The following is a 22,315-nucleotide window of genomic DNA, read 5'->3' on the forward strand; positions in this document are numbered from 1 at the left end:
TTGATCCTCCCGCGCCCGATCTGATCTAACGGATGCGACCTCAGCGGCCAGCGGGCGATACGCTTGCACCGCTGATGGTGAACCGGACATCGAACGTGAAATCGCTCGGCATCATCTTTCTGTTGGCTTTGGCTGTGTTCGCCTATGGCCTGTATTCGGACATCACGCTGACGCGCTGTGCGCGCGGGACGATCACGGCTGCGCTCGGCCTGTGTTCGGGCAGCGACTGACCTCGGCCGTTCGCAATCGATCGGGTTTGCGGACGTAACTCATCGGCATCAATCGAGGAGGGGCGGGCGGCATGAGCGCGGGCGATAGCGGCGGATTCTACCAGAGTGTCGCGGTGTTTCGCGGCTTCCGCAGCCTGATGAATCCCGCCCTCTACGCGCCGCTGCCGGACGATTGGACCGCCGGCGTCGCCGACATTGTCGATTCCACCCGCGCGATCGCCGAGCAGCGCTACAAGTCGGTCAACATGGCTGGCGCGGCGGTGATTGCCGCGGTGACCAATGCGCTTCAAGAGCGCGAATTCCCGTTCGTGTTCGGCGGCGATGGCGCCGGCTTTGCGGTGGCACCGGCTGATTTGGCCGCCGCCCGCGATGCGCTGGCCGCGACCGCTGCCTGGGTGCGCGACGAACTCGGCCTGACGATGCGGATCGCACTGGTGCCGGTCGCGGCGATCCGCGCCAAGGGGCTCGAGGTTCGCGTCGCCCGTTTCGCGCCATCGCCGCACGTCAGCTACGCGATGTTCGCCGGCGGCGGTCTCGGCTGGGCCGATGCGGCGATGAAGCGCGGTGAATTTTCGATTCCGGCGGCGGCGCCCGGCACCGCGCCGGACCTCTCCGGCCTGTCGTGCCGGTTCGAACAAATGCCGGCCCGGCGCGGCGTGATCCTGTCGGTGCTGATCGTGCCGACGGCGCAGACCGATGGGGCGGCGTATCGTAGCCTGATCGAAGATATCGTGACGATGGTCGAGCGCAGCCCGGAGGCGGGCAGGCCGGTGCCCCACGAAGGACCGGGATTGCGCTGGCCGCCGCAGGGCCTCGATCTCGAAGCGCACGCCGAACGCGGCGTACCGCTGACGCTGCGCCGCGCCGGCCTGCTGATCCGGACTCTGTTCAGCTACTTGATCATCCGCTTCGGCATCACCGTGCGCGGCTTCGTGCCGCGGCGCTATCTGTCCGAGCTGGTCGAGAATTCAGACTTCCGTAAATACGACGACGGACTGCGCATGGTGGTCGACTGCGCGCCGGAGCTCGCCGACGCGTTGGAGCAGAAGCTCGCCACGGCGGCTGCTGCGGGCGTCGCGCGTTACGGCGTATCGCGGCAGCAGTCGGCGATGGTGACGTGTTTTACGCCGTCGGTAGCGCGTAGCGACCATGTGCACTTCATCGACGGCGCGGGCGGCGGCTATGCGTCCGCCGCGCTGGCTTTGAAGGCGATGCCCGACAGGGCGATCGTTTAGCGCGTCAGCGTCCAGGTTTCGCCGCCGCACAGAGTGCCGACGCAGCCCTCGACCCGCAGGCTATTCGGGCCGGTGTGCGAGATGCTGCTCTCGTAAGTCTTGCCGTCGTCGGCGTTGTAGATGTGGCCGCTCCATTTGCCCTGCGACACCGGGCGCATGTCGCCGAAGATCTGCAGGCCGATGATCGGTCGCGATGCGAGTTGCGGATCGGCGTTCTTGTCGTCGACCTGGGGTTTGCCGGTATTCGGATCGATCGGCGTTTTCAGCCAGACGATGCTCCCGCATAGCGCGTTGCCGCAGCTCTTGATCCGGACCTTGGCGTCGCCCGCCTGAGTCAACCAGGTGCCCTGCGGCCCGGCTGATTGGGCGATCGCCCCCGCGGGCGACAGCGACACCAGGGCAACCAGGGCAGCAGCGACGAAACCGGACCGAACGGCCATTCCATACCTCCAAACGATACTCGCGGGAGCCGCGAACAGCATTCAGAAGCAGTGCGGCGGGCGGTTGGATAGCAGAGCGTCCGATTCGTGCAATCGTGTGACCCTTGCTGCACGCTGGGGATAATTCCGATTCATTTGACCCAGCGTGTCAGGTAGATCGCGGCGGCGCTGCCGAGGCCGTACACCACCATCGCCAGCGCCACCATCGCGAACATCGCCGATGCCGGCGCCCCAAAGGCGACCAGCGCCCATCCGCCGAGGGCCACCAGCACCAGTCTCCCCGTCGCGGCGAGCACCGGTCCGCCAACCTTGGCGGCGCCCTGGCTGGCGAAATACAGCGTCACGCCGAGACCGAAGAAGCCGAAGCCCGGGCCGGCGAAGCGGAAGTAGGTATGCGCAGCGTCTGTGACGGCCGGGTCTGCGGTGAACAGTGACACCCAGAGCGCCGGCCAGATCGCCAGCACGACGCCGACCAGTCCGACGATCAGGGCGGATACGACTCCGGCAGTCCACGCCACCCGCCGCGCGCGGGCGATATCACCGGCGCCGATCGCCATCCCGACCATCGGGATCGAGGCGACACCGACCGCGAACGCGATCGGGATCAGAAGGAATTCCAACCGCGAGCCGATGCCATAGCCGGCTAGCGTGGTGGTGCCGTAGCTGGCCAGCACCTTGGTAAAGATCAGGATCGTCAGGACCGACTGCAGCGGCGCGAGACAGGCGAGCGCGCCGACCTTCAGGATGTCGACGAAGATCGGACGTTGGAAGCTGAATGTCCGCAGTTGCAGCCGCAGCCGGCTGCGGCCGCTGGCGAGATAGATCAGCAGGAACAGCGCGCCGATCGTGAAAGCGATCGCTTGGCCGGAGGCGACGCCAGGCATGCCGAGCCGCGGCATTCCGAACAGGCCGAGGCCGAGCGCGCCGCCGATCACCACCTGCAAAGCCGCGACGCCCAGCAGGGCGCCCGCCGGCAGGACCATGTCGCCGGTGCCACGCAGGATCGATGCGAGCGTGTTCACCAGCCAGATCGATACGGCGCCTGAGAACAGAACGACCGAGTAGCTGCAGGCCTGCTCCAGCACCTCGCCGCGGCCGCCGAGCAGCGCGAACAGCGATCGGCCGAATAGCTGCATCACCAGCGTGAACAACAGTCCGCCGCCGATCCCGATCAGGATCGCGTGGAGCGCCAGAACGCCGGCCCGGTGTGTATCACCGGCACCGAGGGCGCGGCTGATCGCTGATGAGACGCCGCCGCCCATGGCGCCGGCCGACATCATCTGCGTCAGCATCGCGAACGGAAACACCAGAGCGATCGCCGCCAGAGGTTCGGTGCCGAGCCGGCCGATATAAGACGTCTCGGCCACCGCCACCAAGGCTGTGCCGAGCATCGCGATGGTGTTGGGGATCGCCAGCCGCACCAGTGTCGGCAGGATCGGGGCGGTCAGCAGCCGGTTCGGTGGCGGAGCGGACAGTGGCGTGTCGGCGGGTGCCTCGATGGTCATGCGGTCGCTCCCCGGATGCCGCCTCGCGATTGACGGCGGTCTTTTGTATGATGATTAACATACAATAAGCGCAAGGCTCTGTCCGGCACAAGCGGCGGGGCATTGCAGGATACGCGGGCGCGACGGCGTTTCGCGCAGGGCTCTGAGGCGGCCGGCCACGCCGCGGCATCCCTGCATTGGGCGCAGAACCAGAATACCGCTGGGATGGATGGTCAAATCTCCCAAACCAGGGCATGAAGAGGGATAAATATTCTCCGGGAGAGGAAACCGCCTATGAAGGCAGCTCAGCTCAGCGCGTTTCAGCGCTGGTCGATCCTGATCGGCGCGTCGGTGCTGCTCAGCCTGGCCATGGGCATGCGTCAGAGCTTCGGGCTGTTTCAGCCCTCGGTGATCCGCGACGTCGGCATCACCAGCGCCGACTTCTCCTTCGCGACAGCACTGCAGAACATCATCTGGGGCGTCACGCAGCCGATGGTGGGACTGATCGCCGATCGTTACGGCACCCGCTGGGTGATGGTTGGCGGCGTCGTGGTCTATTCGGCTGGTCTTGTCCTCATGATGGTCGCGGATTCGGCCTTGATGTTCACGCTCGGCTGCGGCGTCTGCGTCGGCATTGCGCTGTCCTGTACCGCCTCCAGCATGACCATGACGGTGACCTCGCGCACGGTGTCGCCGGCCAAGCGCAGCGTCGCGATGGGGGCGGTCTCGGCTGCCGGGTCACTCGGCCTGGTACTGGCTTCGCCGCTGGCGCAGACGCTGATCTCGACCGCCGGCTGGCAGATGGCGCTGATCGGCTTCCTTGGCCTCGCCGCGGCGATGCTGCCGTCGGCGCTGTTCGCCGGCCGTGCCGACAAGCTCGACATCGACAAGTCGGACGACGTGCAGCAGTCGGCCGGCGAGGTGGTGCAGACCGCGCTCGGCCATTCCGGCTTCCTGGTGATGGCGATCGCGTTCTTCGTCTGCGGTCTGCAGCTCGTGTTCATCACCACGCATCTGCCGAACTATCTGGCGATCTGCGGCCTCGATCCGTCGCTCGGCGCTTCGGCGCTGGCGGTGATCGGGCTGTTCAACGTGTTCGGCTCGTATGCGTTCGGCTGGCTCGGCGGCCGGTTTCCGAAGCAGTATTTGCTCGGTGGCATCTACATCGTGCGATCGCTGACGGTGGCGGCATATTTCTATTTCCCGGCTTCAGCGACCTCGACGATCGTGTTCGCCGCGATCATGGGATCGTTGTGGCTTGGGGTGATTCCGCTGGTGAACGGCCTCGTCGCCCAGCTGTTCGGGCTGCGCTACATGGCGACGCTGACCGGCATCGCCTTCCTCAGCCACCAGGTCGGCTCGTTCCTCGGTGCCTGGGGCGGCGGCGTGATCTACGACCATCTCGGCAGCTATGATCGTGCCTGGCAGGCCGCGGTGCTCATCGGCCTGATCGCCGGTTGTGCCCAGATGCTGATGAACGTCCGGCCGCCGCGCCGGCGGGACGAATTGGCGGTCCCTGCAACCGCCTGATCGGACCGGAAGGGGGCTGCCGAGCCTCGATGGTACGATCGGGTGCTAACGGTAAGGTATTCAGGTTGCAGCGGTATTCGCTTCGGCCAGACCGCCGAGACATGCTGTTGCAAGTTAGAATAGATATTGGGTCCCGCCGGGGAACCTTTTATAAGGGTTCCCGTTAAAGACGACGTCTCCCACCACCGTGGAAATGCATCATGACCTTCACGCTACCCGAATTGCCGTATGCCTACGACGCGTTGCAGCCGTACATGTCGAAGGAGACCCTGGAATATCACCACGACAAGCATCATCAGGCGTATGTCACCAACGGCAACAATCTGCTGAAGGGCACCGAATTCGAGGGCAAGTCGCTCGAGGAGGTGGTCAAGGGCTCGTTCAACAAGAACGCCCCGTTGTTCAATAACGCCGCCCAGCACTACAACCACATCCACTTCTGGAAGTGGATGAAGCCGAACGGCGGTGGCAGCAAGCTGCCCGGCGCGCTGGAAAAGAAGATCAACGAAGACCTCGGCGGCTTCGAGAAGTTCAAGGCCGATTTCGCTGCGGCCGGCGCCGGCCAGTTCGGCTCGGGCTGGGCCTGGCTCTCGGTCAAGAACGGCAAGCTCGAAATCTCCAAGACTCCGAACGGCGAGAACCCGCTGGTGCACGGCGCCACGCCGATCCTCGGCGTCGACGTCTGGGAGCACTCCTACTACATCGATTATCGCAACCGTCGCCCGGACTACCTGAAGGCGTTCGTCGATAGCCTGATCAACTGGGAGTATGTCGAGGAGCTGTACTCCAAGGCCTGATCAGGGCGGCAAGCTCGCAATCGAATCGGAAAGGCGGTCGCGTCGCGGCCGCCTTTTCTTTTGGCATCGAGCCCGACCATGCGGCTTGCGGTCGCACCTGTCCTGCTGCAAGAACGGCGGCGGGGCGACGTTCGCAGACGGAGCAATTGTCGGATGGCCTATCTTCTGGTGTTCGTGGGCGGCGGGCTCGGGGCGATGTTTCGCCACTTCATCAACACGCTGAGCGGCCGCCTGCTCGGCACCGCGTTTCCGTATCACACCTTCTTCATCAACGTGACCGGCTCGATCGTGATGGGGCTGATCGCCGGCTATCTAGCGTTCAAGGGCGGCTCGTCGCAGCACTTCCGGCTGTTCCTGATGACCGGCATCTTGGGTGGCTACACCACGTTCTCGGCATTCTCGCTCGACGCGGCGCTGCTGTATGAGCGCGGCGCGATCGGGCTTGCGGTGGTGTACGTGCTCGGCTCGGTGGTGCTGGCGATCGCCGGCCTGTTCGCCGGGATGGCGCTGATCCGCGCCGTCACATAAGACCCTCCGTCATTGCGCTCGACTGCTTCGTCGCCGCGCTCCTCGTAGCGATGTGGAGAGCCATCATTCGCTGACGTTTGGGCGAGGCGTCAGGCCTCGCTCAGGTCGACATCGTGTGCAGCAGGAAGGTGAGCGCGGTCGCGGCGAACACGTGCATGTTGTCGACGCGGTCGGCGTTTTCCGTCTCCAGCGTCATCACTGCCTGCCGCGGCCCGGCCACCGCGATGCAGGTGTGGCCGGCGGCGTCGCCATAGCGGTTGCCTGACGGGCCGGCGGCACCGGTTTCCGACAGCGCCCAGTCGGCGCCGAGCCGGGAGCGGATCTGCTTCGCCAGCAGTTCGGCATAAGGCTCGGAGGACGAACGGACGCCCTCCACCTTCATCTCGGCATCGGGAATGTCCATCAGCACCCGACGCGCCTGCCGGGTATAGACCACCGCTGAGCCAAGGAAATACGCTGATGCGCCGGGCACGGCGAGCAGCGCCGCCGAGATCAGACCGCCGGTCGAGGATTCCGCCACCGCGATGGTCTGCTTCTGCGCGATCAGCCTGAGCGCGACCTTTTCGGCCACCGGCAGCAATTCCCGCATCACCGATCTCCTCTGTGCTGCCTGTCACATCGCCTCTGGCGGGACGAATCGACACTTGATCGGCTGTACTTGATCGGAAGCCGTGCCGGCGGGCAAACCGAATGTGAGCGGGCCCGGCCGCTCAGCGCAGTCCAGCGAAGCTGCTCCACACCAGGCTGAGCCCGGACAGAAACAGCAGCGCCAGCACCACGTTGCGAAACGAGCGGTCGCTCAGCGCGTGGTAGGTCCGCGCGCCGAGCCAGGCGCCCAGCAGGATGGCTGGCAGCGCCAGCAAGGCCGCGTAGAGAACTTCACGCGTCACGAGACCGTGCGCGGTCTGCAGCGCCAGCGCAGCGATCAGCACGGTGGAGTTGAATGCCTGAAACACGCCGCGGCGCTGATGCTTGTCCCAGCCGCGGAGGCTCGCCCACAAAATCGGCGGAGGGCCGGACAATCCGGCGAAGCCGCCCATCACGCCGCCGATCCAGCCGATCACCCCATCCATCCAGCGGCCGCCGAAGGTCAGTGCCATCGGCGGGGTGAAATACAGCGCGGGCGGGAAGATCAGCAGAAACAGGCCGACGAACAGTTTGAAGCCCCACGGATCGGCATAGGCCACAAGCACGCTGCCCGGGATCACGCCGGCGAGTCCGCCGATCAGGAACGGCGTCACCAGTTTGAAATCGATGTGCTCCCACACCATCCGCATCGTCGAGGCCTGAGAGACCATCGAGCACAGCAGCACCAGCGGCACCGCGACGGTCGGCGGGAAGACGTAGAGCCAGAACCCGAGCGACACCAGCGCCAGACCGAAGCCGGACAGGCCGGAAACGAACCCGCCACACAGCGCCCCGGCGATCAGGATGACGAGAGTTGTTAGTTCCATCGGCCTCGATGCGCCTGCTCAATTCCGCCGGGCGGAAGCCGTCGCGCGTCCGTGAAGGAGTGTCGGTGCAGGCGTGCTTTGTGCCGCCTGTCGATCGGGCTTATAGCATCGGGCAAGGCTCCGAAAACCAAAACAAGAGTTGCAGATGTTGGCAGGAAACAAACGAGACGCCGCGCCTGCGGCGAAGCCCGGCAACGCCGCGAACCTGATCGCGCCCGACACCACGGGGCTGAACTTCTATCGCGCCGATCCGTCGCTCGCCGATCTTTTGCGGATTCATCTGCCGAAATCCCTGGTCGATCACATCGAGCCGCATCTCGACCGGCTCGGCGCGTTGGCCGGCGGCCGGCTCGACGAGTGCGCGCGCCTCGCTGATCGCCACACGCCGATCCTGCATCAGCGCGACCGCTTTGGCCGCGACGCGCAATATGTCGAGTATCACCCGGCCTATCGCGAACTGGAGGCTGCCGCGTTCGGCGAGTTCGGCATTCACGCGCTGTCGCACCGCAAGGGCATCATGGGTTGGCCGGACGTCTATCCGGTCACCGCCAAGCACGCCTTTACGCTCTTATTCAACGAAACCGAATTCGGCATGGGCTGCCCGATCAACGTCACCGACGGCTGCGCCAAGCTGCTGTCGAAGTTCGGCGACGAGACGTTGAAGGCCAAGTATCTCGACGGCCTGATCCAGACAGACATGAGCAAGCTGACGCAAGGCGGCCAGTTCATGACCGAGAAGGAGGGCGGCTCCGACGTCGGCACGCTGACGTCGACCGCCGTGCCTGAAGGCGATCACTGGCGGCTGTATGGCGAGAAGTGGTTCTGCTCCAACGCCGATGCCAAGGTGGTGATGCTGCTGGCGCGCCCCGAAGGCGCCGGTCCCGGCACGCGCGGCGTCGGCCTGTTCCTGATGCCGCGGTTCCTCGACGACGGCTCGCCCAATCACTACCGGATCGTGCGGCTGAAGGACAAGCTCGGCACCCGCTCGATGGCGTCGGGGGAGATCAAGCTCGAAGGCGCGATCGCCTATGCGGTCGGCAAGCTCGACCGCGGCTTTGTGCAGATGGCCGAGATGGTGAACTCATCGCGGCTCTCCAACGGCGTGAAGTCCACCGCGCTGATGCGGCGCGCCTGGCACGATGCGATCACGGTGGCGAAGAACCGCGTAGTGTTCGGCAGCCGCATCGTCGATCTGCCGCTGGCGCGCCGGCAGCTCCTGAAGATCCTGGTTCCGACCGAGCAGGGAATGTCGGTCAGCTTCCTCACCGCCGATGCACTCGACCGCGCCGAAGGCGGCAGCCAGGACGCGGCTGCGCTGCTGCGTATCCTCACGCCCACGCTGAAATTCCGCGCGACCCGCGACGCGCGCAAGGTCTGCGGTGATGCGCTCGAGATGCGCGGCGGCATCGGTTATGTCGAGGAGTTCGCCACCGCGCGGCTGCTCCGCGACGCGCATCTCGGCTCGATCTGGGAAGGCACCGGCAACATCGTGGCGATCGATGCGCTGAAGCGCGCGATCGGCCGGCATGGCGCGGAGTCGGCGCTCGGGGCCGATCTTCATTCGCGGCTCGACGATGCGGTGCGCGTGCCGCTGGCTTGGCGCGACCGGCTGCGCGGGCTGATCGACCGCTCGATCGGCTTCGCCCGCGACGTGGCGCGGAGCAGCGAGAACGAAGCTGATGCCCGCCGTGCCACCAGCGCGCTGTATCACGTCGCCAGTGCGGTGGCGCTCACCTGGGAGGGCGCGAAGATCGACGCGATGCGCGGCGATGCCCGGCGCGTGCTGCTGTCGCGCCTCGTGGTTGAGCATCGCCTGTACCAGCCTGATCCGTTCGCGCATCAGGACGGCAAGCTCGAACTCGCGATTGCCGGCCATCTGTTGGGTGAGCAGGCCGCGGGCATAGACGAGATCGCGCCGCTGCTGACGGCGTAGTATGCGAGCGACACAATCTCTCGCGTCATTGCGAGGAGCGAAGCGACGAAGCAATCCAGCCCAGCGTTCGGAGCTGGATTGCTTCGCTTCGCTCGCAATGACGGGGGGCGTTCGTCGCTAATTAATCGCCGAACGCCTTCGGCGGTTTGAAGCCGCCGAGTTCGCGCTCGATCAGTTCGGCGAGCTTCAGCGGCGTGTGGTCTTCCAGCCAGGGGCCGACGATCTGCGCGCCGATCGGCAGCGATCCCTTGCAAATCGTTAGCAGCGGTGCCGGCTCTATTGGTAAATCAGCCGGGTTGAGCGGCGAGCCGATCCGGCCCAGCATTATTTATCGATTCGATTTTGAGTCGGCTGCGCGTTTGCTTGTTGACCGAGCCCACACCTCGTCCCGTAGGTAACTGCAAGGGCCGCGCATCAGCGTGCCGCGATGGCGCGAGTGTGCTTGCCTGAGCGGGAGTGATTGATGCTATTTCGTCGTCTGCGGCCGCGGCACCTTCTTTCGCTCTGCGCCGTCGCGGTCGCGATCGTCAGTGGCCGGCCGGCACTCGCCCAGCAGCCGATTACCACGCCGATCCTCGCCACCGACCCGAACTTTCGCGATCTCGCCGGCATCATCCCGGCGGCGGGTGGTAGCGGCTTTGCCGATACCACCGCGCATGGCGGCGTGATGCGGGCCGGCGTGTTCTATCGCTCCGAGGCGCTGTCGATGTTGTCGGCCGCCGACTGGGCGACGCTGTCGTCGCTGCGCATCGGGCTCGACATCGATCTGCGCACGCCGGCGGAGATCAATGGCCCGATTACCGTGATGGCGCCGAATGCCGGGCCGGATTGGGTGCCGGCCGGCGCGCGCTACGTCAATATCAACATCTTCGGCAGTTCTGGGACGCCCTCGACAGCGTCGGTGACCACGGCAGCGGCGGCCGTCAGCTACATGGAGGCGCTGTATCAAGGCTTTGTCACCGATCCGGGCCAGCGCGCTGCGTTCCGCAACGTGCTGCTGACGCTGGCCGGCGACCCGTCGGCTGCAGCGCTGTATCATTGCTCCGCCGGCAAGGACCGCACCGGCTGGACTTCGATGCTGCTGCAGAGCATCGCCGGGGTGTCGCCCAGCACGATCATGACCGCCTATCTGGCCACCAACATCTATATGGCGGCCTCGAACCAGACCATGCTGGCGCAGATCTACACTGCGGCCGGCGGCGGCGCGGCGGGCAACGCCGCGGTGGCTGTCGCGGCGCCGATGTTCGGCGTCCAGATCAGCTATCTGCAGGCCGGCCTCGATCAGGTCGCTGCGCAATATGGCTCGGTCTACGCCTATCTGATGCAGGGGCTCGGCCTGTCGCTGGCCGACATCTACGTGCTGCGCGCCAAGATGGTGTATTTCGCCAGCCTGCCGGGGCAGTCCGGCATGACCGGCAACGCCGCCGCCGGCGCCGCGCTGCTCGGCGCCTTGCAGAACTCGCCGCTGTCGGGCCGCTACACCAGTTTCAATTACTATCTGCAATCCGCGATCGATGCCGGCACGTTGGGCGGCGTCGAAACCCAGGTCGGTGGCCAGGTCCACGCCGATACAGCGGCTTTCCTGACGCATCAACCGCTGTGGATCGACAGCGCTACCGCGCCCTATGCCAGCGGCCGCGATCTGCGCGGCGGCGAAAGCCGGGCGTGGCTGAGTGGCCTCGGCGGCTATCTGGTGTCGAACGGCGGCAGCGGCGTGGCGAAGAGTACCGAGCGCAGCGCCGGACCGCTCGCCGGCGTGACGTGGCGCATCGACGGGCAGACCAGCGCGTTCGTTGGTGCCGGTTATCAGAGCGCGTCGGTGAGTAGCGCCGGCGGCAATGCCGATCTCGATCTTGCGGTGGCGACCTTCGGCGGGCGTTACGGCTTCACCAGTCTTGACGTCGGGCCCTATCTGTCTGCGCGTAGTACGCTGACATGGGCACAGGACCGCGTCAGCCGCAGCCTCGGCGGCGCCCTCGGCACGGCCACAGGCAGTGGCTCCGGCGGGGTGGTGAGCGGTCGGGTGGATGTCGGCAACGTCGTCCGCTTGGCGCCGTGGACGATCACGCCGCAACTCGGCCTGCGCGCCACCTATATGCGGCTCGGCGGCTTTGGCGAAACCGGCAGTGAGCTTGCGCTGGCGGTGGAGCGCACCGAGCGGACGCTGACGAGCGCAGTCGCAGATCTCGACATTGCGCTGGATGCGCGTGCCATGGCCGGCTGGCAGCTGTCGCCGGCGATCACGCTCGGCTACGAGCGGGCACTGTCCGATCCGCGGCTGGTCTCGAATGCGAGCCTGTACGGCTATCGCATCGCGCAAGTCTCGGCGTTCGACAGCCGCGATTTGTTCCGGGCCGGGCTGGCGGTGGCGGCGCGGCAGAATGCAGCGACACTCAGGGCCGGCGCCAATGCGATCATCGGCGACAATGCGAGCACCGGCTTCGATGCCCGCCTGTCGCTCGAGGTCAGCTTCTGATCAGTCGACGAACGCCTTCGGCGGTTTGAAGCCGCCGAATTCGCGCTCGATCAGTTCGGCGAGTTTGAGCGGCGTGCGGTCTTCCAGCCAGGGGCCGACGATCTGCGCGCCGATCGGCAGGCCGTCGTCCGACATCGCGATCGGCAGGGCGGTTGATGGCAGGCCGGGCAGGGTGGCAATGCCGGGCCACACCAGTTGGTCGACGTAAGGATGCTGCTTGCCGTCGATCTCGATGCGGCGCTCTTCCTGCGGCTCGTGGTGATCGTGCGGATACGCTGGAGTCGGCATCACCGGGCAAATCACCGCATCGAACGATTTGAACAGCTCGCGCCACTGAGCGCGCAGGCCGGTGCGGCGGCTGTCGGCGGCGACCCAGTCGCGGTGGCTGAGGACGATGCCGCGCAGCCGCTCGGCGGCGAGGCTGTCGTCGCTGGCGCTGAGCTGGGCCGCCATCGCCTGGGCGCCGGCGTAGAGGTCGGGCGGGAAGCCGCCGGCGAGGAACGACAGCAGCATCCGCATATAGACCCGCGACGTCTCGGCAAGATCGGGCAGCAGCGGCGAGGAACGGGTGACGCTGACTCCGGCCTTGGTCAGGCCGTCCGCCAAAGTTTGCAATGCGCCGTGCACCGCAGCGCCCGTCGGCAGCAGCGGATGGGTATCCAGCAGCAGCACGCGGAAGTCCTTCAGCGTTGTGTGCCGTGCTGGCGGAAGATCGAGCCGGTACGCGATCCCGTCGAAGATCGGGTCTGTGCCGGCGATGACGTCGAGCAGCAGCGCCAGATCGGCGGCCGAGCGCGCCATCGGGCCGATCACCGACAGATCGCGATTGGACGGCAGCGGCGGAAACGGCGGCGGCGTATGGCCGCGCGCCGGGCACAGGCCGAAGGTCGGCTTGTGGGCATAGACGCCGCAGTAATGTGCCGGCACCCGCAGCGAGCCGCCGATATCCGAGCCGAGCGACAGCGCGCCGAAGCCGGCCGCGAGCGCGGCGGAGGAGCCACCGGACGATCCGCCCGGCGTGCGGCCGAGATCATACGGATTGCCGGTGGTGCCGTAGATCTCGTTGTAGCTTTGCCAATCGCCAAGCGCGACCGGCACGTTGGTTTTGCCGAGGACCACGCCGCCTGCGGCTTTCACCCGTTCGACCGCCAGCGCATCGGCGGCGGCGACGAAGTTCTTGTGCTCGACGAAGCCCCAGGTGGTCGGCAGGCCGGCGACGTTGAAGCTCTCCTTGACGGTCATCGGAATGCCGAGCAGCGGCTCGCGTCCGCCGCGCGACAGCGCCAGATCGGCCGCCCGTGCGCTCTGCAGGGCGCGGTCGAAGTCGCGGACGCACACCGCGTTGACCTTGTCGTCGTGCCGCTCGATCCGCCCGATCGCATCCTGCGCAAGTTCGACGGCGGAAACCTGCTTGGCTCTCAGAGTGGCGGAAAGATCGGTGACGGTCGCAAAGCTCCAGGATGAGGCGGACAAGGCGGGCAACTCCGTAGGCTGGTGATTAGTACGCTGACGTGGCGCTGCACTATACGCCAATAGTTTTCAATGGCGACAATTTTCCCAACAGGCAAGGATGCTGACGGGGAGCTGACAGAGAGGGTTTTTGTGAGCACAATTTCCTGTGATGAAAAATTAGTTTGATCGGCGTCAACGGATTCGGATACTAACAAGTGATCTAATTACCAAGTATGCGGTTATGGGTTCATTTAGTAATCCAAGCCGTGTCGACGGCGGCGCGAAATTTGTTGTTGCTAATTATTCCTATCGAGCTGGCGCCGCTCGTCCAATAACAATCTTGCATCCCAAAAGAGCTGAACATTGATCGGGAGGAAACCGTGACAAAAACAACGCGTGACGTGTGTCTAGTGGAATTGTCGCGCCGCAACATGCTTCGGGTTGCGGCGGGAGCGGCTGGGGCGGTCGCGATTGTGGGGCTTGCTGCCAGTGAAGCACTTGCTTCGGACAAGATGGCCAAATCTGCGGCGCAGTATCAAGCCTCGCCGCACAGTGGGCAGTCTTGCGGAAAGTGTCAGAACTACATTGCGGCTTCCAGTAGCTGCAAGGTTGTTGACGGGCCTGTGAGTGCGAACGGCTGGTGCTCGCTGTTCGTCACCAAAGGCTGATCTGTTTGTTGTGCCGAGCATGCTTGGCGAAAGGCGTTACACATCGAGCGGACGCAGCCGCGTTGGCTGCGTCCGGATTTGAACAGAATTGATTGTTTGGGGACGGGCTTTGAGCAGATTCAGCGATCGAGCGACACAATTCCTTGGCGGTATGGTTGCCTTTGCCGGCGGCGCGGTCATCACCGGTGTAACGTTGGTGGTCACCCCGCCGACGGCGCAAGCGCTGCCGATCTTCGCCCGTCAGACCGGTCAACCCTGTGGTAACTGCCACACCGATGTGCTCGGTCTCACGCCATTCGGCCGTCGCTTCAAGCTCGGCGGTTACACGCTCGGCGGCGGGCCATTCCGCAAGACGCTTTTTCCGATCCCGCCTTCCGGCAAGGTGTTTCCGACGGCGGATGAACTCAAGTCGGTCCTTGTGCCGGGGACAGCATCTCAGGATGCTGTCGCCCAGCTTCGCTCTTATGCCCAGCAAACAACGTCCGACGCGAAGTTGGCCAAGCCGGCCGCAACGCCAGAGCAGGCGATCACCGATGCGTTCGCGGCGGTGCAGAAGCCGGAGGAGGAGCCCGGCTGGTTTCCGCCGCTGGCCGTGATGCTGCTCGGCGGCTACACCCACACACAAGCGCCAGATCCGAATTGGACGCCCGGCGTCAATCACTGGAACGCCAACGACAATACCGGTCTGGCGCAGGCGAGCCTGTTCGGCGGCGGTGCCATGAGTGACAATGTCGGCGTGTTCGCGCAGCTGACTTACAGTTTCCCGGCGATCGCGGATGCGTCGGGCAAGTGGGGTTGGGACAATGTCGATGTCCGCTATGCGCAGTCAGGCCAGATCGGTGGCGTCGATGTGCTATTCGGTATCACCGCGCACAACAATCCAACCGTGCAGGATGTGTGGAATACCGCGCCGGCCTGGACCCATCCGTACTTCACGACTCAGCTCGGCTTCACCGGCCCGGCGACGTCGACGGTGATCGACGGCGCCTATTCGCAACGCGTTGCCGGCCTCGGCGGCTATCTGTTCATCAATGATCAGCTCTATCTCGAGGCCACCGGCTACAAGACCCTCGGCGTCGTGGCGCAGACCCGGCTCGGCGCCGATCCGCTCACCAGCCTCGGCCAGATCGCCGGCGTCGCCCCTTATGGCCGCGTTGCCTGGGAACAGCGGTTCGGCGACCACAATCTGATGGTCGGCGGCTTCGCTAGCCGGTTCGAGATCGCGCCCTGGTCGGTGAGCGGCGTCCCTGTGCCGCTCGACACCACCGGCAATCTCGCCGACGTTCCATATGGAGCCACCAACAAGTACACCGACTTTGGTTTCGACACACAGTATCAGTATCGCGGCGACAATTACTGGGTGATCTTGAAGGGCGCGTATATCCGCGAGGAGCAGCGCTATGATGCCGGCTATATCGGCGGGATCGTTCCGGCGAACCTGACCAACTCGCTGAACACTTTGCGGGCCAGCTCGACTGTCGCGATCGGTAACGACAATCGGGTGGTTGCGACCGGCCAGTATTTCCGGACCTGGGGATCGCCCGACGCCAATCTTTACCAGGGAAATCAGGACAGCGTGCCGGATACCACAGGCTTCATGGCGGAACTAGCCTACCTGCCGTTCGGCTCGAGCCGTGCGCCGTACTGGCCCTGGTTCAACACCCGCATCGGCCTGCAGTATTTTTACTACACTAAATACAGCGGCGACACCGTCACGTCGCACGACAAGAACACCTTCATCGTCTATTCGACGATTTTGTTCTGAGGGTGCGCTGGTCGGGACACTGACCGGCTACAGGTGACTTGCATCGGGTTGGCGCGCCATCTGGGCTGGATGGCGCGTCGGGTAGAGTCTCCCTTGACTGAAGCTCCGGCGGTTCCGGGGCTTCCTTTGTTTTTGACGGCCGTCATCTTGGTGCGACGCGTAGCAAGTGTGGCGGGGTGCCCCGATCCGCTGCCAGAGCTTCATCTGAAGGATATAAAGTCGAAGCGGCCTAACCGCCCCGGAAATCCTGCGGCGTGAAGCCGATGTCGAGGATGCGCCATTCCCGGTACTTGTCGGCTGGCAGCATGGTGTAGGGCTGGCACGCTTCGAGGGCGGCGATGGCGCCCTTCATCAGCGCTGGGCCTTTGGCCGAGGCGCTGGCCTCGATCAGGAACGGCTCCTGCGCGAGCCGGCCGTCCGGCGTCAGGCCCACCCGGATCACGATCTTGACGTTGTCGGACGGCGACAGGCCCGCCGGCAGCGCCGCGCAGGCTTTCAGCCGCTTGCGCAGGGCTGCCACCGCATCGGCGCTGATATTGGCGACGGTCTCGGCCGGCGCGTCGAAGCCCCCTTCGGCCGGCAGCCCGAGCGCCACCGAGTATTTCACGGTGATGTCCGGCTCCTGCGGAATCGCCGGCGGATAGGGTGCAGCCGCCGCTCCCTGCGGGGCCGGCTGAGGCTGCGGGGCGGGCTGGGGTTGCGGCGGAGGCGTCGGCGCCTGGGCGCTCTGCTGCGGTGGCTGAGGGGCGGGAGCCGGAGGCTTGGTCTCGGCCGGTTGCTGCTTGGCTGTGGGGGCGGGCTGCTGTGTGGGCTGTTCGGTGGGCGTTTGCGACACCTCTAAATTCGGCGTCGGCTGCTCGACCGGCTTCGGCTCGGGCTCCTTCTCTGGGACCGGCGGCGGGGCTTCGTCGGCGGTCACCACCTCGACTTCGATCCGCTGTTCCGGCACCTCGGCGAACGGGTGGACCTCGGCGAGCAGCAGGACCGTGCCGACCAGCACGACATGCGCCAGCACCGAGACGGCGGCGCCGGCCCGGTGGGAGGTGGATGACGAGGTGGGATCAGAACCGGGCCGCATCGCCGCCAGCATAGCGCGGCAGGACGTCGGAGCGGAGTCGTTCTTGGCGGCCCGCGGTGGATCAGAGGTCACACCCCCGCCGGCAGGCGGCGGAGGTGTGGAAAGATCGGAGCGGCTCAGGCCGTCGCGGCGGCGGCCTTAGGCTGCGAGGGCCAGTAGCGGTCCTTGAGGTGACGCTTGACCAGCTTGCCGGTCGGGGTGCGCGGCAGCTCGGCCTCGAAGTCGACCGAGCGCGGGCACTTGATCGGCGACAGCCGCTCGCGGCAGAACGCGATCAGCTCGGCCGCCCGCTCGCTGCTCGGAGCGGTGCCGTCACGGAGCTGCACCACTGCCTTGACCTCTTCGCCCATCTCCGCGTTCGGCACGCCGAACACCGCGACGTCGGCGACGTCCGGATGGGTCAGCAGCACGTCCTCGGTCTCCTGCGGGTAGATGTTCACGCCGCCCGAGATGATCATGTAGCTCTTGCGGTCGGTGAGATACAGGAAGCCCTCGTCGTCGAGATAACCGACGTCGCCGAGCGTGGACCAGCCTTTCTCGTTGTAGGCCTTCTTGGTCTTATCCGGATCGTTGTGATAGCTGAACGACGGCGCGTCGGCGAAGTACACGGTGCCGATCTCGCCGATCGGCTGCTCGTCGCCTTCGTCGTCGAGGATCTTGATGGTGCCGACCACCGCCTTGCCGACCGTGCCGCGATGCGCCAGCCATTGCTGCGAGGTCGAGACCGTGACGCCGTTGCCTTCGGAGCCGGCATAGTACTCGATCAGGATCGGTCCCCACCACTCGATCATTTTGGCTTTGACGTCGACCGGGCATGGCGCAGCGGCGTGGATCGCGCCCTTGAGCGTCGACACGTCATAGCGGCTACGGACCTCGTCGGGCAGCTTCAGCATGCGCACGAACATCGTCGGCACCAGCTGCGACTGCGTTACCTTGTACTTCTCGACCAGCGCCAGGAACTGCTCGGCGTCGAAATGCTCCATGATGATCGAGGTGCCGCCGAGCGTGGTCGCCATCATGTTGAAGCGCAGGGGAGCGGCGTGGTACAGCGGCGCCGGCGACAGATAGATGCTCTCGGCGTTCATGCCGCACATCTTCTCGCACAGCAGGCGCAGGAACGGGCTCGGCACGTCGATGGCATTGCCTTCGAATTCGCGCTTGATGCCCTTCGGCCGGCCGGTGGTGCCGGAGGAATACAGCATGTCGTAGCCGGCGACCTCGTCGGCGATCGGCGTGGTCGGCTGCGCGGCGGTTTCCTGCTCCCACGAGCGGAAGCCGGCGATCGGCGCATCGACCATGTAATACAGCGGCGCGCCCGGCGCGTCCGACAGCAGCGACTTCATCGTCTCGCTGCCCTGGGCCGAGGTGATCACCACCTTGGCGCCGCAGTCCTGCACGATGTAGCCGATCTCGTCCTTGGTCAGGTAGCGGCTGATCGCGGTGTAATACAGGCCCGCGCGCTGCGCCGCCCAGCAGATCTCCATGAACGCCAGCCGGTTTTCCATCAGCAGCGCGATGTGATCGCCGGCCTTCAGCCCCAGCGACCGGAACAGATGCGCGCCCTGATTGGAGCGCTCATCGAGCTGCCGATAGGTGAGGGCCTGGCCGGTCGAAGCCATCCGGTAGGCGACTTTGTCGGGATTGGTCTTGGCGTGAATCGACGGATGGGTCATGCGGAAAGTTTCCTCTCGGTGATGCGGCGGATTGGCTCCGCTCTGTCGGGCACTGAACCTCATGGTGAGGAGCGCGCCGTTCGGCGCGCGTCTCGAACCATGGGGTCTAGGGCTCATCCTTCGAGACGCCCGGCTCAGCCCTTCGGGCTGTGCCCGGCTCCTCAGGATGAGGTCTGCTGCTTGGTGTCTTTACAGCCGCTCGACGATGGTGACGTTGGCCATGCCGCCGCCTTCGCACATCGTCTGCAGGCCGTAGCGCTTGTTGTTCTGCTTCAGCGCGTGGATCAGCGTGGTCATCAGCTTGGTGCCGGAGCCGCCCAGCGGATGGCCGAGCGCGATCGCGCCGCCGTTGACGTTGAGCCGCGCCGGATCGGCGCCGGTCGCCTTCAGCCACGCGGTCGGGATCGAGGCGAACGCTTCGTTGACCTCGAACAGATCGATGTCGTCGATCTTCATCCCAGCCTTCTTCAGCGCGTATTCGGTGGCGGGCAGCGGGGCTTCCAGCATGATCACCGGGTCGCCGCCGCGCATCGTCATGTGATGGACGCGCGCCAGCGGCTGCACGCCGAGCTGCTTCAGGCCCTTCTCATTGACCACCACCACGCCGGAGGCGCCGTCGCAGATCTGGCTGGCGGTCGCCGCGGTCAGCTTGCCGCCGTTCTCGTTGATCAGCTTGACGCCCTTGATGCCGTCGAGCGTCGCGTCGAAGCGGATGCCTTCGTCGATGTGGTGGATATCGGTCGAGCCGTCGGCGCGAGTGATCTCCAGCGGGATGATCTCGTCTTTGAACTTGCCGGCCTGAGTCGCGGCGATCGCGCGCTGGTGGCTGTTGAACGCGAACTCGTCGAGTTCGTCCTTCGACAGGTTGTACTTGTTCGCAACCATTTCGGCGCCGACGAACTGGCTGAACTGGATGTTCGGGTAGCGCTCTTCCATCTTCGGGCTCTTGTAGTTACCGAGCCCGGCCTTGGCGGCGAGGATGCTCGGCGAGCCCATCGGCACGCGGGTCATCGATTCGACGCCGGCGGCGATCACGATATCCATGGTGCCGGCCATCACCGCCTGTGCGGCGAAATGCAGCGCCTGCTGCGACGAGCCGCACTGCCGGTCGACCGACGTGCCCGGCACGCTTTCCGGCAGCTTCGAGGCCAGCACCGCGTTGCGGCCGATATTGACGGCCTGTTCGCCGCCCTGGCCGACGCAGCCCATGATCACGTCTTCAATCTGATCCGGCGCGGCGCCCGAACGGTCGACCAGCGCATTGATGACGGAGGCGGCGAGATCGACCGGATGCCAGCCGGCCAGACGGCCTCCCTTGCGGCCGCCGGCAGTGCGAGCAGCGGCGACGATATAGGCCTCGGCCATGTGTTCTCTCCCTGAAAATGGTTGTTGGGTACGGGTTTCGGACCGCCGCGATTTAAGTGGTGGGGGAGGATTTAGTCAATCGATCAATTAACGCTTGAGCCATGTCAAACGATGCTGTAAGTCCGACAGCAATGGCAGCGCATCTCAACCATTCTGCGGCTACTAAAGTACCGGCGGCGAAAAACTCCACCGCCGAGAAGCTGTTGGTTGCCGCCGGCGAATTGATGATCGAGCGTAACTCGGTCGAGATCTCGCTGGCCGATATCGCGCAGAAGTCCGGCGTCAACGCCGCGCTGGTGAAGTATCACTTCGGTAACAAGGACGGTCTGCTTCTGGCGCTGCTCGAGCGCGATGCGTCGAACGAAATGACGCATCTGGATTTCCTGCTGACGCAGCCGTTGTCGCCGACCACCAAGATGAAGCTGCACATCGCCGGCATCATCAAGGCGTATCACCAGTTTCCGTATCTGAACCGGCTGATCCATTACTTGCTGCACGGTTCGAATCGCGAAGCCGCCGACGAGGTCACCAAGTTCTTCGTCGGGCCGCTGCTCGATTTTCATCGCCGGCTGCTGGCGGAGGGTGTCGCCACCGGCGACTTCCGCGAGGTCGATCCGGTGCTGTTCTACACCACGCTGATCGGCGCCTGTGACCATCTGTTTTTCGGTCGGCAGACCATGATGCGTGCGGCCGGCGTCGGTCCGGTGACTGAAGAAGTCTGCCGCGCCTATGTGGCGCATATCGAAAAGATCGTCCTCGGTGGGTTGCTGTCGAACAGAGCGCGTCAGCCTTCCGCCGCCGGATCCTGAGCTAACAAAAAGAAGAAACGACCCCACCCAACTACAGAGACCTTTCAATCAAGACCGGGACAAGCCAAGGAAAATCCGAACAAAAACCAATAACGCCCAAGGACCAGTTCACGGAACCTGCCCGCAAGAAGGTAGGCGGAATGGAGCTTCAGGCACCCCCGGGAAATTGTTCGTGTCTCTATAAAAAGAAAACGCCAGGAAACGCCCAAGCAATCTGTCGGAACGCGAGCTCAACGAAACGCCACCCAAGGAGAGACCTCGAGCCGGATCGGTAGCGGACCAAGTCGCGACCTTTTGCCGGCCTCAACGATCGGGGAAACGCCCAAGGGGCTGTTGAAGGCCCGGACCAACAGCGCAATAACCACGCGGGACGCGTCGGCCCGACCGCTCTTAAAAGGCGGCGAGCGGTGTCGTCCGAGACCAAGCTTCAAGAAAGCGCCCAAGGAAAGGGATATCCAATGCAGTTGAAAGACGTCTCCGTTCTCATCACCGGCGGTGGTTCGGGGCTCGGCGCCGCGACCGCGCGGGCGATGGCCGCCAAGGGCGCCAAGGTCGCCGTGCTCGACATGAACAAGGACAATGCCGAAAAGGTCGCTGCCGAGATCGGTGGCGTTGCCTGCGTCGGCGACGTGTCGCAGGAAGCGCCGGTCAAGGAGGCGATCGCCAAGGCTGAAGCCGCGCACGGCATCGTCCGCGTGCTCGTCAATTGCGCCGGCATCGGCGGCGCGGTGAAGACCGTTAGCAAGAACGGCGCCTATCCGCTCGACCACTTCTCGCGCATCATCAACGTCAACCTGATCGGCAGCTTCAACTGCATTCGTCTCGTCGCCGAGCGCATGCAGAGCGCGCCGACCATCGGCGAAGAGCGCGGCGTCTGCATCAACACCGCCTCGGTGGCGGCGTTCGACGGTCAGATCGGCCAGGCCGCTTACTCCGCCTCGAAGGGCGGTATCGTCGGCATGACCCTGCCGGTGGCGCGCGACCTCGCGTCCATGAACATCCGCGTCATGACCATTGCGCCGGGCCTGTTCCTCACCCCGCTGCTGATGGGCCTGTCGGAAGACGCCCGCAAGAGCCTCGGCGCCCAGGTGCCGCATCCGGCCCGCCTCGGCGATCCGTCGGAATATGCGTCGCTCGCGGTGCAGATCGTCGAGAACCCGATGCTGAACGGCGAGACCATCCGTCTCGACGGCGCCATCCGCATGGCGCCGCGCTAAACGCGCACTTCTCACCCTTTCCGTTTCGGGAGAGGGTGAGATCTTCGACCTCCGCCGCGTGTAGTTTGTCACATAGCGACGATCTCTCGCGTGGCGGAATTCGAAGCGCAGGACTGTTTCTTTCCCTGTATTTGGGAGGGGAGCGACTATCGCCGAAACGGCGATCCGATTAAACGTCGCA

20 protein-coding genes are annotated in these 22,315 nt (G+C 65.1%); 11 read left to right on the forward strand and 9 right to left on the reverse strand.

The window, feature by feature from the left end:
* Window positions 1–95 precede the first annotated feature (95 nt).
* Together RPPS3_RS24810 and RPPS3_RS08440 are read left to right on the forward strand one after the other, a co-directional pair.
* A complete protein-coding gene (locus RPPS3_RS24810) occupies window positions 96–230 on the forward strand; it encodes a hypothetical protein (RefSeq protein WP_013503510.1) in 135 nt (44 codons plus the stop codon).
* A 71-nt stretch (window positions 231–301) separates the two neighbouring features.
* Window positions 302–1,465, forward strand: coding sequence for a DUF3095 domain-containing protein (locus RPPS3_RS08440; protein WP_107343670.1), 1,164 nt, complete (start codon window positions 302–304; stop codon window positions 1,463–1,465).
* On the opposite strand, the gene RPPS3_RS08445 is transcribed toward RPPS3_RS08440, so the two are convergent.
* Together RPPS3_RS08445 and RPPS3_RS08450 are read right to left on the reverse strand one after the other, a co-directional pair.
* Window positions 1,462–1,905, reverse strand: coding sequence for a DUF2147 domain-containing protein (locus RPPS3_RS08445; protein ID WP_107343671.1), 444 nt, complete (start codon window positions 1,903–1,905; stop codon window positions 1,462–1,464). The genes RPPS3_RS08440 and RPPS3_RS08445 overlap by 4 nt on opposite strands.
* A 131-nt stretch (window positions 1,906–2,036) precedes the next feature.
* Window positions 2,037–3,410 (reverse strand): MATE family efflux transporter, encoded by a 1,374-nt coding sequence (locus RPPS3_RS08450; RefSeq protein ID WP_107343672.1) that lies wholly within the window; start codon window positions 3,408–3,410, stop codon window positions 2,037–2,039.
* Between the two features lie 273 nt (window positions 3,411–3,683).
* On the opposite strand from RPPS3_RS08450, the gene RPPS3_RS08455 reads away from it, so the two are divergent.
* The 3 genes from RPPS3_RS08455 to crcB all read left to right on the forward strand — a co-directional run bounded on the left by RPPS3_RS08455 (window position 3,684) and on the right by crcB (window position 6,244).
* Window positions 3,684–4,919, forward strand: coding sequence for an MFS transporter (locus RPPS3_RS08455; protein ID WP_107343673.1), 1,236 nt, complete (start codon window positions 3,684–3,686; stop codon window positions 4,917–4,919).
* Window positions 4,920–5,119: 200 nt separating this feature from the next.
* On the forward strand, window positions 5,120–5,716 hold the full coding sequence (locus RPPS3_RS08460) for a superoxide dismutase (protein ID WP_107343674.1): 597 nt from the start codon (window positions 5,120–5,122) through the stop codon (window positions 5,714–5,716).
* 153 nt (window positions 5,717–5,869) lie between these two features.
* Window positions 5,870–6,244 (forward strand): fluoride efflux transporter CrcB, encoded by a 375-nt coding sequence (crcB, locus tag RPPS3_RS08465; protein ID WP_107343675.1) that lies wholly within the window; start codon window positions 5,870–5,872, stop codon window positions 6,242–6,244.
* 100 nt (window positions 6,245–6,344) lie between these two features.
* Here crcB and RPPS3_RS08470 read toward each other — a convergent pair whose 3' ends face one another.
* Entirely contained in the window at window positions 6,345–6,833 is a 489-nt protein-coding gene (locus RPPS3_RS08470; protein WP_107343676.1) for a CinA family protein, read from the reverse strand.
* A 121-nt stretch (window positions 6,834–6,954) separates the two neighbouring features.
* Window positions 6,955–7,698: a sulfite exporter TauE/SafE family protein gene (locus RPPS3_RS08475; RefSeq protein WP_107343677.1), complete on the reverse strand. Its 744-nt coding sequence runs from the start codon at window positions 7,696–7,698 to the stop codon at window positions 6,955–6,957.
* A gap of 145 nt (window positions 7,699–7,843) precedes the next feature.
* Here RPPS3_RS08475 and RPPS3_RS08480 point away from each other — a divergent pair, with 145 nt between their 5' ends.
* A complete protein-coding gene (locus RPPS3_RS08480) occupies window positions 7,844–9,631 on the forward strand; it encodes an acyl-CoA dehydrogenase family protein (protein ID WP_107343678.1) in 1,788 nt (595 codons plus the stop codon).
* 121 nt (window positions 9,632–9,752) lie between these two features.
* On the opposite strand, the gene RPPS3_RS08485 is transcribed toward RPPS3_RS08480, so the two are convergent.
* Entirely contained in the window at window positions 9,753–9,956 is a 204-nt protein-coding gene (locus tag RPPS3_RS08485) for a hypothetical protein (protein WP_107343679.1), read from the reverse strand.
* Window positions 9,957–10,094: 138 nt separating this feature from the next.
* On the opposite strand from RPPS3_RS08485, the gene RPPS3_RS08490 reads away from it, so the two are divergent.
* Window positions 10,095–12,107, forward strand: coding sequence for a tyrosine-protein phosphatase (locus RPPS3_RS08490; RefSeq protein WP_107343680.1), 2,013 nt, complete (start codon window positions 10,095–10,097; stop codon window positions 12,105–12,107).
* Here RPPS3_RS08490 and RPPS3_RS08495 read toward each other — a convergent pair whose 3' ends face one another.
* Window positions 12,108–13,580: an amidase gene (locus RPPS3_RS08495; RefSeq protein WP_107343681.1), complete on the reverse strand. Its 1,473-nt coding sequence runs from the start codon at window positions 13,578–13,580 to the stop codon at window positions 12,108–12,110.
* 491 nt (window positions 13,581–14,071) lie between these two features.
* On the opposite strand from RPPS3_RS08495, the gene RPPS3_RS08500 reads away from it, so the two are divergent.
* On the forward strand, window positions 14,072–14,227 hold the full coding sequence (locus RPPS3_RS08500; RefSeq protein ID WP_234820213.1) for a high-potential iron-sulfur protein: 156 nt from the start codon (window positions 14,072–14,074) through the stop codon (window positions 14,225–14,227).
* 151 nt (window positions 14,228–14,378) lie between these two features.
* Entirely contained in the window at window positions 14,379–15,992 is a 1,614-nt protein-coding gene (locus tag RPPS3_RS24615) for a cytochrome C (RefSeq protein WP_199852199.1), read from the forward strand.
* 229 nt (window positions 15,993–16,221) lie between these two features.
* On the opposite strand, the gene RPPS3_RS08510 is transcribed toward RPPS3_RS24615, so the two are convergent.
* The 3 genes from RPPS3_RS08510 to RPPS3_RS08520 all read right to left on the reverse strand — a co-directional run bounded on the left by RPPS3_RS08510 (window position 16,222) and on the right by RPPS3_RS08520 (window position 20,108).
* Window positions 16,222–17,082 carry a hypothetical protein gene (locus RPPS3_RS08510; protein WP_107343682.1) on the reverse strand — a complete coding sequence of 287 codons (861 nt, stop codon included), beginning with the start codon at window positions 17,080–17,082 and terminating at the stop codon, window positions 16,222–16,224.
* Window positions 17,083–17,186: 104 nt separating this feature from the next.
* A complete protein-coding gene (locus RPPS3_RS08515) occupies window positions 17,187–18,743 on the reverse strand; it encodes an acyl-CoA synthetase (protein WP_107343683.1) in 1,557 nt (518 codons plus the stop codon).
* A gap of 189 nt (window positions 18,744–18,932) precedes the next feature.
* Window positions 18,933–20,108, reverse strand: a complete 1,176-nt coding sequence (locus RPPS3_RS08520) for an acetyl-CoA C-acetyltransferase (protein WP_107343684.1) — start codon at window positions 20,106–20,108, stop codon at window positions 18,933–18,935.
* A 131-nt stretch (window positions 20,109–20,239) separates the two neighbouring features.
* On the opposite strand from RPPS3_RS08520, the gene RPPS3_RS08525 reads away from it, so the two are divergent.
* Both RPPS3_RS08525 and RPPS3_RS08530 read left to right on the forward strand, forming a co-directional pair.
* Window positions 20,240–20,917 (forward strand): TetR family transcriptional regulator, encoded by a 678-nt coding sequence (locus RPPS3_RS08525; RefSeq protein WP_107343685.1) that lies wholly within the window; start codon window positions 20,240–20,242, stop codon window positions 20,915–20,917.
* Window positions 20,918–21,375: 458 nt separating this feature from the next.
* The gene (locus RPPS3_RS08530; RefSeq protein ID WP_013503496.1) at window positions 21,376–22,134 is read left to right on the forward strand and encodes an SDR family NAD(P)-dependent oxidoreductase; all 759 of its coding nucleotides are present in this window, start codon (window positions 21,376–21,378) and stop codon (window positions 22,132–22,134) included.
* The last annotated feature ends 181 nt before the right edge of the window (window positions 22,135–22,315 follow it).

The sequence above is a fragment of the Rhodopseudomonas palustris genome, assembly GCF_003031265.1.
In the GTDB taxonomy this organism is placed as follows: domain Bacteria; phylum Pseudomonadota; class Alphaproteobacteria; order Rhizobiales; family Xanthobacteraceae; genus Rhodopseudomonas; species Rhodopseudomonas palustris_H.